This window comes from Clostridia bacterium (assembly GCA_026414765.1).
Lineage (GTDB): Bacteria > Bacillota > Clostridia > Acetivibrionales > DSM-27016 > SKW86.
Genome location: JAOAIJ010000016.1, coordinates 58,954 through 72,536 on the forward strand (window position 1 = coordinate 58,954; position 13,583 = coordinate 72,536).

Here is a 13,583-nt window from a genome sequence, read left to right on the forward strand (position 1 = left end):
CGCAGTTATAGTGCATTCAACTATAAAAATTCCAGAAAACTAAAGAGTATGTCCATAAGTTCGTAAAAAAACATATTTACTAAAATTTCTACAAAATGTTACAATATATGCATATACTGTATGAGAATATCAACTGATTTAGTTTAACGGAAAAAGGGAGGGGTGATCAAATGGATGAAAAGCAGTTCATTGAGCTAGTAAAGGATGGGGCAATAAAAGCTTTTAATAAATATAAGGTATTACCATCACTCACACTGGCACAGGCTATATTAGAGAGTAACTATGGACAATCTGGTCTCTCAAAAAGATGTTTCAATCTCTTCGGAATAAAGTGGAAGGAAGGATGCGGGTACGATTTTGAAGAGTTTGATACCAAAGAGTGTTACAGGGGTGAATGGACAACTGTAAAAGCAAGGTTCCGGAAGTATAAATCTTATGATGAAAGTATAGAAGATCATGCAGTTTTCTTAACAAAAACGAGGTACAAGCCAGTATTAATAGCAAAGGATTATAAGGAAGCAGCAATACAGGTGCAAAAATGTGGTTATGCTACAGACCCTAAATACTCTGACAAGCTAATAAGCTTAATCGAAAAATATAGCTTGAACCAGTATGATAAAGTAGGTCTTTCTCTTGAAGAAGCGATTGATATATGGTCTGGAAAAGAAATAGCTGCTGGAAGGAAGGTAATAGGAAATCCCGGTGATATGAAACATGAATTTGAGGTCAAGAAGCTTACTCCATCAAGGTTTGAGGCCTTACTTATGAAGTCGGCTACTTATGTCAAAGGCAATGTCACAGATTTGTCCAGTGCGGTTGATGCATGGAACACCTTGGGGGTCATAGGCAATCCTTCTGATATGAAGAAGGAATTTAGGGAAGGTGTATTATCAGTAAGCCGTATGAAGTCGTTTTTAGTAAAATCCGCAGCATATGTCAGTAAATGAGATGTATAAAGAGCGGGAGCAAATTCGGGAGTATAATGCGTAAGGCTTGTGGGTCTGGCGGTTTGTCATAACAATGGCAACCGCCATTTTTGCTTTACTAATATATTTTCTTGACACGAACGCGTGTTCGTAATATTATATTTGTATACCATAAATTGGAGTGATTTTATGATAAATCATATTCTGAAAGCTTCGCTGGATAGAAACCTTACAATATCCATCGTATATCAAAAAGGTAGTGAGCTTACACAAAGAGATATAAAAGTAATAGGGATAGATGAAAAGAGTATCAAAGCCTTTTGTTTCTTAAGAAACCAGCTAAGGGTATTTAGTAAGGAAAACATACTTTCAGCAAGTCTTAAAATCAGAAATATTGAGCGAGTAGCAAAATAGTAGCACATACTATTTTGTTCAGATCAAAATGGCTCCTGATAATAAGGCGGGGCAAAGACATTTTTGATTATTAATAAACTTTATAGTCTACCTTATTTGACCATATAGTGTTAGTAGAAATAACAATTTTTGAAATTGCAGTATATGTACCAGGCATGATTTGTTTGCTTAAAACAGCTTTCCCGGTACTGTCTACAGGTGCAGAACCGAGAAAAACTACTTGAGTAGGAGAAGTTGGGGTAGGACCTGGGACAATATTATAAAATTCAACCTTCAGAGCTGTACTCGGTGATGGTGGTATAAAGCTTAATTGAGCTGTATAAATCATTATAGGTGGATAGATATGAAGAAGTGATTGTTGTACTGAGAGTTTCAACGTCGGCAATTCAGTCTCTGAATCAGATGCAAAAGCGGCACTGTTCAAGCTCAGGATAAGTACTAATGAAAGAATAAAACATATTAACCTTTTCTTAGACATAAAAATACCTCCAACATTAAAAAATTTTGAAATATCTCACCCCGCCAAATATTAAAACTACTACATCTACCCAATTATAAGCATAAGTGTAAAATTAAGTAAATAGGCAAAGGAAATTTTCCATATTCCTATGAATACTTGTCACTGCAATCACGCTACTTACACATAATACATACCAGTATTTACTTGATGCTCCAAATTTTCATTGCGGACTTATTCCGGGAAATAAGTAATAACCTGACGGGTGCTAAATAACATAATATTAGTACAAGTCTTCCTGGGGGACAATATGCTTAAGAAAATACTTAAGATTGCTTATGGGGTCATAGTATTTGGATTATTGTTGATTACTTTTTCTGCATATATAGAACTGGAGTTTCCTAAAACTCAATATGACTTTGGGATTTTAGGAAATATCATAGTCCGGAGTATTTTGAAGGATTTTGGTATAGGCTTAGTTATGTCCGGGCTAGTAAATATAGTAATTGATAAAGGGGGGTTTTCTGAAGATTATGCAAAAAAAGTAGCAGAAGTAATGACCAAGGATGAGTTCATTAACCATTTAAGTCAGGACCGGATGGAAGAAATGCTTCATAAATTACAGACCAGAGTTATATTTAACGGTAAAATACAGGATAACAACAATTATTATTACCTGGTACAGAAAGAAATGATCAACCTTTTGAGAAGATACTATTATGATGAATGCTTTGTAAGGGTTGAGTGTTATATAGAAGGAAATACCATACGTAAAGTAATGAATAAAAGAATGGTAATAATGAACCCTCAGATAGGGGATAAAAATACAATGCACGTCAGTATCCCTTTTCATACAGATATGAGAGAAATAGAAGGTCGCAAAGACAAGGAGCTTTTTAAAATAAATTTTTTCAGAATAGATTCAGACGACTACACAAATGCTGCCAGGGCCAGGTTAAAACACAAAAGGATCAAGGAAAAAAATACAGAGGGTTATAATGTAAGGTTTTATGGAGTATATGACATAAACTGCGAAACAAGGCGCATAGTCGAAATGGAAACACAGACAATAGTACCATTGACTGATAATATTTTCAGCAATAGACTCTCTCAGCCATGCAGAAGCTATGATATAGCATTTCACCTTCATAGTGCCGAATACAAAATTGACGGAGTAAGCTTTTGCTTTATGGAAAGCCATAAAAATAAGGTTGTTGACTATCAATGTGAACAGTCAATAGAAATCCGGTTTACGGACTGGATGCTGCCGGGCAATGGAGTTGTATTTATAATTAATCCCAAAACAGATGATGATAATGGATTATTCAGGCAAGCATAGTATAGATGGAATACCAGAATTGGCACATATGTATAAAACATAGAAGACGAACAGAATTTTCAACTAATAAAAAGTAATTATTTGGTTATAATTTGTACGTAAGAAACATATGCAGCCAGGCACAGATGATGAATAAAAAATATATACTAAAGACAGGAGTTGATTTTTATGAGTAGCGAGAAAACTGTCTGCTGAAAACAATTATGTATTTGAAAGAGGGCTGACAAGCTCTCTTTCATGCTATTATGCATATATCCTCAAATATTGGTATCTAAATATCAAAGTAAACATGAGAGTTTCAAAAACTATTGAACCGCACTTCAGGAACCAGGGCGGTTTTTTTATTGCCTGGGAAAGTTTTATGCCAAGCATATTATTATGACTAAAAAGATGTTGACTCTCCAGTTACTGGACGGTTTACTCTGATTACACAACATAATACAAGCTGTATAAACAAATACAAATACTATCCGAGGATCTGTAAATTATCCAGGAAAAGTGAATAAAAAGGAGAGATTTTATGAAGCTGCTTAAATTACCTCATGGAACTAGTGACTATCTATGCCCGATAAATGGCATATGTGATATGCTTGAGTGGAAAACTTCAAAAAGAATACCTGACTCACTTTTGTTCTATATCAGTGAAATAGGATTTTCCTATGTAAAGCAGAAAAATGCACCGGTACCTCGCATGACATTTTGGACTATGGGATTGGGAAAACGCCAGTATGGCTTCTTAGAAGATATTATGGGATTTAAAATGCATTATTCCGAGGGGATTGGGTTTAAAAATACTTTAAAAAAGGTAAAGAGCTTTATAGAAGCTGAAACGCCTGTTATTCTTTTCGGTCTTGATATGTTTCACCTGCCATACTTGGAGAAGTATTATCAAAAGATTCATATCCCCGGACATATCATACTTATGGTAGGATACAGTGATGAAGAACAGGTTGCTTTTGTCTATGACAATTCAAGGCCTGAATTACAGTCAGTACCTTACAGTGATTTATCTGCGGCATGGGAAGAGGATAGTCCTGGACAGTATAAATGCAATACATTTTTTGCAATACAGTTTGGTGAACAGGTGCCTGACATCCGGGATATAATCAATAAAGGATGGGAAAAAAGGGCGAGGGCAGTATTAGAGCCTCCGGTAAGTTTTCTTGGGATACCGGGAATCAGGAAATTGTCGAATGAGTTGCTAAGCTGGGAAGAAGAGCTGCCAGAAGACAGGTATAAACAAGCATTAACGCATTTTGTAACTTTTTCCGGGAGTGTCGTACCGTCTTTACCGCGAAAACTATCATCATATGATACAGGTATTGCCGACAGGCATCAGGGGGCAAGAGACCGCCTGGCTGAAGTGCTATGTGAGTTTTGTGATGAATACGGCAATGGATCTTGGAAAAAAGCTGCGGCGTATTTCGAAAAGAGCGGAAATCTGATTGGGAAGGTAAGTGAAATAATTACTGACTGCATTATAGATAATAATAACAGTTTGAAGGGAGTTCCAGAATTGCTTAAGCAGGTGGCAGATTATGAAGAGGAAGCGTATAATATCCTTACTAAATAATTAATTCAGTTAAGCCTTGGGTATTGAGGGAGTTTGTATGCTATAATTATCCCATAATGTAACACTGGGGTGAGCTAATGCAATATCAGATAGGTGATTTCTCAAAAATATCAAGACTAAGCATAAAGACTCTCAGATATTACCACGAAATAGGACTGCTAAGCCCGACTCATATTGATCAGCATTCAGGTTACAGATACTATGACGAGGGCTGCCTTGAAAAAGCAAGAGTTATCAATATGCTCAAAAACCTTGAATTTTCTTTGGAAAGTATAAAAGAAATCCTGTCTTGCTGCTCCGAGGATTCAAATATTTTGCCTTATATGGAACAAAAGCTTTGTGAGATAAAACAGAAAATCATTCATTATACCGAAATGGAAGAGAAGATAAATTCTTTCATCAAGCTTGAAAGTAAGGTTCATACCTATACAAGCAGTAATATTGTAATCAAGGAAGTACCGGAGATATGCTTTACTTCTGTTAGGTATAAAGGCAGATATAATGATATAAATCAATACATTAATTACTTATTTAAGACTTATGGAAATATTACCGCCGGGAGCCCGTTTTCTCTATATTACGATAATGATTCAGTAGACAACGAGGCAGATATTGAGGTGTGTATGCCTGTATCCGCCGGATTCCCTGACTCAGGTATAGTCAGGAAAATTTTGGAGGGCGGTAAAGTTATTTCCGTAATCCATAAGGGTAGTTATGAAAGTATTTATAAAACATATAAGGAGGTTGTGGACTATGTAAATACCAATAGGTATAGGATAATCTATCCTATCCGGGAAATTTATCTGAAAGGGTCCGGAATAATCCTGAAAAGTGATCCAAGTAAATTCATTACTGAAATACAGTGTCTTTTCACTGAAAAATAGATAGCAAAGGAAGAACCTCTTCAGGAAACGCTTTAAATCATGTGCCGGTAGCGTCCTTATTACTACCGCCCGGCTGACGGCTTAAAAAGGACTTTAGCTCTTCAAAAGACACGGGCTTGCATATATGAAACCCTTGAGCAAAACGGCACTGCTGCTTTTGCGCCAATTCATACTGTTCCGAAGTCTCTATGCCTTCAGCGCAGCTATCGAGTCTTAAATCTGTGATCAGTCCCAGTATAGTGCTAAAAATTGCTGTACTTATTTCACTTTGGGGGGTATCTTTTATAAACATCCGGTCAATTTTTATAATGTCCAGCGGCAAAGTTTTAACCAGTGAAAGAGACGAATTACCAACACCGAAATCATCCAAAGCTATGCGTACACCTAAATCCATCAATTCACTCAGGTGTTGGATAGTCAGCTTCACTTCCTCAATCGCCGCACGCTCCGTAATCTCTACGCACAATAAATGTGGGGGCAGGCCTGTTTCTAACAGTGTAGATTTTATGTTTTCAACAAAACTGTTTTCGGCAAGATGTGATGCTGATATGTTTACGGATATAACAAGGGGTGGAAAACCTTCGTCAAGAAGATGTTTAGTATCCATACAAGCCTGACGGCATACCCATTCACTAATCGGAATGATAAGTCCCATTTCTTCAGCCAGCGGGATAAAATCGTTTGGAGAGACTTTGCCAAAAACCGGAGAAAACCAGCGTATTAACGCCTCCATACCAACAATAGCTCCTGTAGACAGATCGATTTGCGGCTGATAGTGGAGCTCAAATTCATTAGCTTTCAATGCACCGCGCAGACAGCCTTCCATAGTTAACTTCTGCAGAGAGTTAAAGCTCATATCATGGCGGTATATGTGAAAACGGTTTTTTCCGTTCTCCTTTGCCTGATACAGAGCAATATCGGCATGCTTCATGAGAACCCCGCGGTCCCTGCCATGCTCCGGGTAATAGCTGATACCTATACTTGCCGTTACATGTATAGTATGACCCTCGATGTCCAGAGGGACGTTGAAGGCGTCCAATATTTGCCGTGCAACCTTTTGGGCATAGGGAAGGCCTTCCAGATCTGTACACACAATGATGAATTCGTCTCCACCCAAACGGGCTACGATATCTTTAGGTCCCACTGATGATTGCAGTAGAAAGGACAGCTTACACAGAAGCTGGTCACCTATAGCATGACCCAGACTGTCATTAATCGTTTTAAACCGGTCGACATCCAGCATGATGACTGCGAAAGGCCTGTCAGCCTGTGCCACTTCCTCGGTAATCCGGTCATAAATATAACGCCTGTTTGGCAATCCTGTCAATGCATCATGGAAGGCAATAAAATGAACTTTTTCCTCGGACCTCTTCCGTTCGGTAATATCTACAATAGAACCAATCATCCGTACCGGCTCACCCTCCTGGTTACGGACTGCTTCACCTGCAGCACTTATCCAGATGAATTCGCCTTCCTTTTTCTGCATACGAAATTCTATTTGGAAAGGTGAACAGTTCTGGTAATGCCCGGCAAGTGCGGCTTGAAAACCGGATAAATCATCTGGGTGTATACGGAGGATGAAATCATCGATATGCATCATTAATCCTTCATTATCGAGAATGTGATTTATTTTACGGTTCCATTCCATCATATCAGTGGAAAGATCCCAGTCAAAAATGCCATCATTGGTCGTAGAAGATACAATTTCAAGGCGGTTTTCCCTTTGGCGGACTTCTTCATATAAGGCTTCCCGTTCCAGTGCATATTCCAGCAAATTCAGACTGTGAGCAATTGAGTCTATTAGCGAGCATCTTTTCTGAAATTTGTCGAACATGTTGCTTAATAGAAGAATAAAGCCCAGCTCCCGCGCTTCTGTCCTGATCGTGTGAACAGTCAGCGTCTCATCATTATCTATGTTTGCATGGAGAGAGGAAGGTGGAAAGGCTTCTTCAGTAAATTGCTGACCTACCTGCAGCATCGGACCGGATTTGGTACTGTAGATACTTTCAATTCTGAGATGCCTATCTTTGGTCCATAGTGCTAAGCAGCCCCAGGTATAGGTAGTGTAGGAGAGCCAGGACAAATCCTTGATTTTTTCTACGTTTGACTTGATTAGTTGCCCTCCCAGATGATGATTTCTCTTGATAACATTGGATAAATAGCTGACCAGATCCAACTCATTATTATACAAAACTTCAATGCTTTCTTGTGTGGGGTTGGGTTCACACCCACAGGAATGCCTATATACCAGTCCCATCCGGTTTTGTATAACCTGACCTGGTTCATAGGGGCCTTCCATTTGCTTTATGAGCATTTCACACATCTCTTTTCCCCTAGTCACCAGGGGCTGTTCTACGGAAGACAGTGCCAGGCACTTTGCTTCATCGATATTATCAAAGCTGAATAAAGCGATATTCTCAGGAACATGTATGCCAAGAGATTTTAAGGATTCGATAATACCTGTCGCAATCAAATCGGCACTGATTACAATACTTGTAAATCCAAAGCCTCGTTGCTGCATAACCCGTACGACTTCGATACCATGGTTTTTATCCTCTAAATCGGGAACATTGAAAACCAGGTCGGGGTCATATGAAATCCCATGATTTTGGAGAGCTCTCAAGTATCCTTTGTACCGCAGCATACTCTCCTCGTTGTTGAGACAGTGAATAAAGGCAATCTTCATATGACCATGCTGGATCATATGGCTAGTCGCGTCATAACCACCCTGTTCGTTATCTACTATGAATGTTGTGCAATTTTTGAAGTTGCCGGTATAAGGTGTGCAAATTACCGGTTTTCCCATTGCTTCCATACGCTCAATATATTCCGGGTCTTTGACTGCATTCAGAAGGACAATCCATCCATCAACATATTCAATTCCCAAATGCCGGTGATAAATAACATTAGTTTGAGAAGTATCCTGAGTCTGGAAATAAATCGTATTGATATTATTCTCGCAAGCAGCCTGATGAATTCCTTGGAGGATGCCGTTGAAGTAAAAACCATCCATATGAGGGGTCAATATACCTATTATTTTTTTTGCCATAGTATATACTCCTCCTGATAAATGTACTATGGAGTATTCGACATTGTTTACCGTAAATCCTGCTAGAATACGCTATGTAAAAGTTTACAAGCTGTTTTTATCTTCCCATATGCAGAATCAGGACTATGGGTGTAAAGACGGAGAAAAGATAACATTTCGTTGCATAAAAAAGGAATATAGTATAAAATTGGATATTATGTGGTATATATGAATGCTTTTCTTATCAGTACCAGGATTAAAAATATTCTCAAAATAGTTTGTGAATGTTAATTTCTAAAGCCCTTAATTTCTGTAGTAATTATTTTGCATAACTGACAAGTTGATAAAAAGGCTTTTACTTGAGTGAGGCATGTATCAGTATTTCTTTGTGTTGCTTTCAGTACTGCTAATGTATAAAAAGTAATAGACCGGCAGCTGAGGATCATCATTTTTATTAACGAAACGAGGAGGCAAATATGAACAAAAGAGTAATAAAGATTCTTATGCCAGCACTGCTTATCATTTCAGTCCTTGTGTTTTTTAGCCCATTAAAAGCCCAAACAACCGGCACGGAATTAACCGAAGGGTTTGAAACCGGCAATCTTGACTCCTGGAACCGCTGCTTTTCCACAGCAACCGGTTATAGTGCGCAAATCGTAAACAATATAAGGAATTCCGGCAACAATTCTTTAAGAATGGAACTGAGAAGGGATGATCCCATTATTCAAGGTTCAAAACGTTCAGAAGTATCATTGCCGGAGGAAACGCCGCTGGAGGAAAACTGGTATGTAGTGCACATATATTTGCCTGATGGTGCCGAAGACTATGAAAATGACCCGGACTCACCCGAAATAATTCTACAGTGGCATAACTATCCGGATACAAACGAACAGTGGACATCACCGCCTTTGGCATTGCTGACGAGAAATAATCACTACTATATTGAAAGGCTCTGGGATGAGGGGGTCTATTCAACTACTTCACTAATGAAAAATAAGGGCAATTACGATTTGGTTGACCTGGGCAGTTATGCAAATGATAAGGGCAGATGGGTAGAATGGGCATTTCATGTGAAATGGGGATGGCTGGACAGCCAGAATCCGTTTATAAAAATATATAAAGACAAAAAGCAGGTATTTTCCCGGGTAGGGCCAAACACAACAAATGACTCCAAAGGCAACTATATGAAAATGGGTATTTATAAATGGGAATGGAATAATCCCGCAAACAGGTCTGTAGTACAAAAAAGGGTAGTATACTATGATGATATATATATAGGAGACAACTACAGCATCAATTCAGGGGGCGTCTATGATGCAAGACTTGAAGATGCTAAAGGTATGGTGAATAATGGCAAATGCATACTGAGAATTGAGGAAGCACCAGTCAATCATAGGTATAAATACTTCAAGAATGCAGATGGGGGCAGGGTAGCTCTTCTGCCTGTAGGAATGGATTTGTCCGGTTGGACAGACATTGCAGAAAATCAAATGATACAAATAAATTCTTACCAGCATTTGGGTCTGGCGGAAGTGGATGAGAATAATAGACTCGTTGAGTTTAATGATATTACCGCAGTAATGATAGAAGAACGCGTGCAGCCGGGTCTTGTTCCGGAACTGGTTAATGGACTTTCCTTCTTGCTGCCTGTGGATCTAAACAATAACTACGGAAATACACAGGTTGTATTGGGCAGCCCTTCAGTTGCAGGAAATACCTTCAGATACAAAATAACAGAAAACGGCAATGGGGTTCCTCCTCCAAGAATCGGGGAAGATTTATCCGGATGGACGGCTGTGCCTGACAGCAGACTCATAACAGTTCCCAATAATATGTTTATTGGTGTGGCTGAGGTTAACGCAAGCAGTCAGGCAGTACAATTCAGCACTTCAAAAGCTGTATCCTACGAGCCTGGTATTTATACTGAGGATGATAGCGGATTGATAGATATCACTGCCGTACAGTATCATTACAAGGTTGATAAAAACAACCACAGCTGGATATACGCAAGTGATACTGCTGCAACTCCAACTAAATACTATATGCAGGCCTTGCCGGATAATGGGCTTTTTTGTGATACAGGATATATAAACGGCAGTCCAAGCGTTAACTATAAGATCAACTTTACTACTGCCGGAACCTACTATGTATACATAAAACTTAAAGGGTCAGGGCTTTCAAGTGATTCGCTCCATATAGGCCTGGACGGGAATGAAGTATATGATGGCTATAAAATTCCAGCCCCTTCGCAGGACAGCTTTAAGTGGCAGCAGCAAAACGGGTATGCGCAGAGGATAAAAGTGGATGTGGGCAGCACGGGGCAGCATACACTTAATGTATACCTAAGAGAGGACGGTACAAAACTTGAGAGGATAGTGCTTACAAAAAACATAAGTTATGTGCCGGCTAACTGATGCGGTAGCAATTTTGGCATATAGCGAAATTTTGTATGGATTAAAGCGTAATAAAGGGGTAAGTAAGATACCTGTCCCTCCTAAATACAAAAAAACACTTGAAAAACAAGTGTTTAAGGTATATAATTATGTATTATTTTGGACGAATAGGCATAAATACCTATAATAATTATACCAACATAAGCGTTATTTTGTCAAGGCTTTTTAAAAATTTTGATAGGAGTGTGGAAATATGAACAACTACCGTCAAAACCTTCAGGAGGAAACTGAATATCTGGAAAAAACTATAAGCTTTATAAAAACTGAAATCAGCAGACAGTCAGAATTGCTTTCCGGCAGAAAAGAATATCTCAGGGAAGCGGGCAGGGATATGTGGGAAAACAGTGTTCATTTTACCAAAGACTTTGAAAAGCTTACGGAAGTTATCCAGCGCCTTAACGAGGTGAGCAATCAGACGGCAACTTTCAGAAATACGGTAAAGCAGCTGGATAGGTACGGAAAAATGTTGAAAGAGCCTTACTTCGGCAGGTTTGATTTTGTTGAGGAGGGTTCAGGCGATGCAGAGAAAATATATATAGGCCTGCATAGCGCTATAGACTCCAGAACTCACGAAATACTGATTTATGACTGGCGTGCCCCCGTCTCCGGAGTATTCTACAGACATGAGCTGGGGAAGGCTCAATACAACGCCCCTTTCGGGATTGTCTCCGGTGAGGTACTCCTAAAAAGGCAATTTAAAATACAAAATTCCGGGCTAAAATACTTTTTTGATTGCAGTATAAAAATAGATGATGAAGTATTGCAAAATGTTCTGTCCCAAAATTCATCAGCAAAAATGAGGAATATAGTTGAGACCATTCAGAGAGAGCAGGATGCCGTCATAAGGGATACAGACAATGAATTGCTTATCGTGCAGGGGGTAGCGGGAAGCGGCAAGACATCAGTGGCTTTACACAGAATAGCCTATTTGCTGTATCATGGTATGAACTCCAAAATAAGCAATCAAAACATTATTATCATTTCACCCAATGCGGTTTTCAGCAGGTATGTCTCTGATGTATTACCCGAGCTGGGTGAAGAAAATGTAAACCAGGTTACTTTTGACGAGCTTGTACATGACAGCTTGGGCTCTAAATACAAGATAGAGACCAGAGCCGGGCAGCTTGAAGAGCTGATCACCACTTCATGTATAAATGAGGTAAACATAAAACAAAGATGTATTGAGTTTAAGGGTTCAATGGTATTTTTAGAAATACTCGAGAGGGTTATAAGGTGTTATGAGCGGCGTATATTAACCTTTGACGATGTTTTTTATGCAGGAAGGATAATAGAAACCCGTCAAAGATTAAAGAACATTTTTCTGGATAATAAGATAAACATGCCTATGGCTAAAAGATTGAAGAGAATGGAATCCGTTATATTGGATAAGATACACCCGCTGCAAAGGGAAAGGATAAAAAAGATTGAAGCCTTGGTCCAGAAGTCAGATGGACACGATTTTGATATAAAGCCGTACAGCAGACTGGTTTCTATAAAAGAAACAAAAATGTTGCTGAACAGAATGAGGAGGTTTACTGAAATAGATTATTATCACACTTACAGTATGCTCTTCAGCGATATGGAACTTTTTATGAAGCTTTCAACGGGTTTGGAATTACCCCAGGGGATGGATGAGGTAATTGAATATACGAGAAAGGCCCTGGAAAATGGTTTTATTACTTTTGAAGATAGCGCAGCCATGTTTTTATTAAAGCTGAAACTGGAGGGATCCGAATCTTTCTCTGGTATAAGACATGCAGTCATTGATGAGGCACAGGATTATACTCCGGTTCAATACGCAGTTTTTAAGATGCTGTTTAAAGATGCCCGTTTTACTGTCCTGGGAGATGTAAACCAATCGATAGAGAAGAAAGGGAGCATATCCTTATATGACATTATATCCGGATTGTTCAGTAAAAAACGCTGGGTAAAAATTTTTCTAAACAAATGCTACAGGTCTTCCTTTGAGATAAGCAGTTTTTCGCAAAGGCTGTTATGTACCATGCAGGATATAGTTCCCTTCGAAAGGCATGAAAATGAACCGCTGGTGAGTTGCAAAGAAACTATTGAAGATATTTGCAGGAGCATTATTGATGACACAAATACCCTTATATATGAAGGCTATGAGTCCATAGCAGTTATATGCAAGACTTCAGGAGAAGCAGAAATAGTTTATAAAAGTTTGAAGGATATAGTTGGCCTGAAGCTTATTACATCAAGTGATGACGAGATATCAAAAGGGGTAGTCGTCATTCCTGCATATATGGCTAAAGGATTGGAGTTTGATACTGTTATTGTATTTAATGCATCTCACGGTAACTATAATACGGAGTTGGACAGAAGACTTTTGTACATTGCATGTACCAGGGCGCTGCACAGGCTGATACTGTATTATGCGGAAGAGAAAAGCAAGTTTATCGGCACGGCCTGCAAGTAGCTTTTTATTGTGATCGGAATTGTTTGATTTTCGCAGCTTTTCCATAACTTCAAAATGAGTATATTGCCCACA

9 protein-coding genes are annotated in these 13,583 nt (G+C 38.8%); 7 read left to right on the forward strand and 2 right to left on the reverse strand.

Annotation, left to right across the window (positions count from 1 at the left end; all coding sequences use genetic code 11):
* Positions 1 to 170: 170 nt before the first annotated feature.
* Together N3I35_05025 and N3I35_05030 are read left to right on the forward strand one after the other, a co-directional pair.
* Positions 171 to 947, forward strand: coding sequence for a glycoside hydrolase family 73 protein (locus N3I35_05025; GenBank protein ID MCX8129447.1), 777 nt, complete (start codon positions 171 to 173; stop codon positions 945 to 947).
* Between the two features lie 168 nt (positions 948 to 1,115).
* Positions 1,116 to 1,340 (forward strand): hypothetical protein, encoded by a 225-nt coding sequence (locus N3I35_05030; protein ID MCX8129448.1) that lies wholly within the window; start codon positions 1,116 to 1,118, stop codon positions 1,338 to 1,340.
* A gap of 70 nt (positions 1,341 to 1,410) precedes the next feature.
* Here the strand turns inward: N3I35_05030 and N3I35_05035 are convergent, their stop codons facing one another.
* The gene (locus tag N3I35_05035; GenBank protein MCX8129449.1) at positions 1,411 to 1,818 is read right to left on the reverse strand and encodes a hypothetical protein; all 408 of its coding nucleotides are present in this window, start codon (positions 1,816 to 1,818) and stop codon (positions 1,411 to 1,413) included.
* A 289-nt stretch (positions 1,819 to 2,107) separates the two neighbouring features.
* Between N3I35_05035 and N3I35_05040 the strand changes: the two genes are divergently transcribed.
* The 3 genes from N3I35_05040 (at position 2,108) to N3I35_05050 (ending at position 5,593) form a co-directional block, all read left to right on the forward strand.
* Positions 2,108 to 3,136 (forward strand): hypothetical protein, encoded by a 1,029-nt coding sequence (locus N3I35_05040; GenBank protein MCX8129450.1) that lies wholly within the window; start codon positions 2,108 to 2,110, stop codon positions 3,134 to 3,136.
* A gap of 520 nt (positions 3,137 to 3,656) precedes the next feature.
* A complete protein-coding gene (locus tag N3I35_05045; GenBank protein MCX8129451.1) occupies positions 3,657 to 4,709 on the forward strand; it encodes a BtrH N-terminal domain-containing protein in 1,053 nt (350 codons plus the stop codon).
* A 77-nt stretch (positions 4,710 to 4,786) separates the two neighbouring features.
* Positions 4,787 to 5,593: a MerR family transcriptional regulator gene (locus N3I35_05050; protein ID MCX8129452.1), complete on the forward strand. Its 807-nt coding sequence runs from the start codon at positions 4,787 to 4,789 to the stop codon at positions 5,591 to 5,593.
* Positions 5,594 to 5,630: 37 nt separating this feature from the next.
* Here the strand turns inward: N3I35_05050 and N3I35_05055 are convergent, their stop codons facing one another.
* Complete coding sequence (locus tag N3I35_05055; protein ID MCX8129453.1) at positions 5,631 to 8,642, reverse strand: EAL domain-containing protein; 3,012 nt, start codon at positions 8,640 to 8,642, stop codon at positions 5,631 to 5,633.
* Between the two features lie 455 nt (positions 8,643 to 9,097).
* Between N3I35_05055 and N3I35_05060 the strand changes: the two genes are divergently transcribed.
* Both N3I35_05060 and N3I35_05065 read left to right on the forward strand, forming a co-directional pair.
* Positions 9,098 to 11,035 carry a heparin lyase I family protein gene (locus tag N3I35_05060; GenBank protein ID MCX8129454.1) on the forward strand — a complete coding sequence of 646 codons (1,938 nt, stop codon included), beginning with the start codon at positions 9,098 to 9,100 and terminating at the stop codon, positions 11,033 to 11,035.
* Between the two features lie 232 nt (positions 11,036 to 11,267).
* Positions 11,268 to 13,511 carry a UvrD-helicase domain-containing protein gene (locus N3I35_05065; protein MCX8129455.1) on the forward strand — a complete coding sequence of 748 codons (2,244 nt, stop codon included), beginning with the start codon at positions 11,268 to 11,270 and terminating at the stop codon, positions 13,509 to 13,511.
* Positions 13,512 to 13,583 lie beyond the last annotated feature (72 nt).

Excerpts from the sequence above, each read along its gene's own strand:
- N3I35_05060 (MCX8129454.1), top strand. The coding sequence starts at position 9,098 with ATGAACAAAAGAGTAATAAAGATTCTTATGCCAGCACTGCTTATCATT.
- N3I35_05030 (MCX8129448.1), top strand. The coding sequence starts at position 1,116 with ATGATAAATCATATTCTGAAAGCTTCGCTGGATAGAAACCTTACAATA.
- N3I35_05040 (MCX8129450.1), top strand. The coding sequence starts at position 2,108 with ATGCTTAAGAAAATACTTAAGATTGCTTATGGGGTCATAGTATTTGGA.
- N3I35_05065 (MCX8129455.1), top strand. The coding sequence starts at position 11,268 with ATGAACAACTACCGTCAAAACCTTCAGGAGGAAACTGAATATCTGGAA.
- N3I35_05050 (MCX8129452.1), top strand. The coding sequence starts at position 4,787 with ATGCAATATCAGATAGGTGATTTCTCAAAAATATCAAGACTAAGCATA.
- N3I35_05045 (MCX8129451.1), top strand. The coding sequence starts at position 3,657 with ATGAAGCTGCTTAAATTACCTCATGGAACTAGTGACTATCTATGCCCG.
- N3I35_05055 (MCX8129453.1), bottom strand. The coding sequence starts at position 8,642 with ATGGCAAAAAAAATAATAGGTATATTGACCCCTCATATGGATGGTTTT.
- N3I35_05035 (MCX8129449.1), bottom strand. The coding sequence starts at position 1,818 with ATGTCTAAGAAAAGGTTAATATGTTTTATTCTTTCATTAGTACTTATC.
- N3I35_05025 (MCX8129447.1), top strand. The coding sequence starts at position 171 with ATGGATGAAAAGCAGTTCATTGAGCTAGTAAAGGATGGGGCAATAAAA.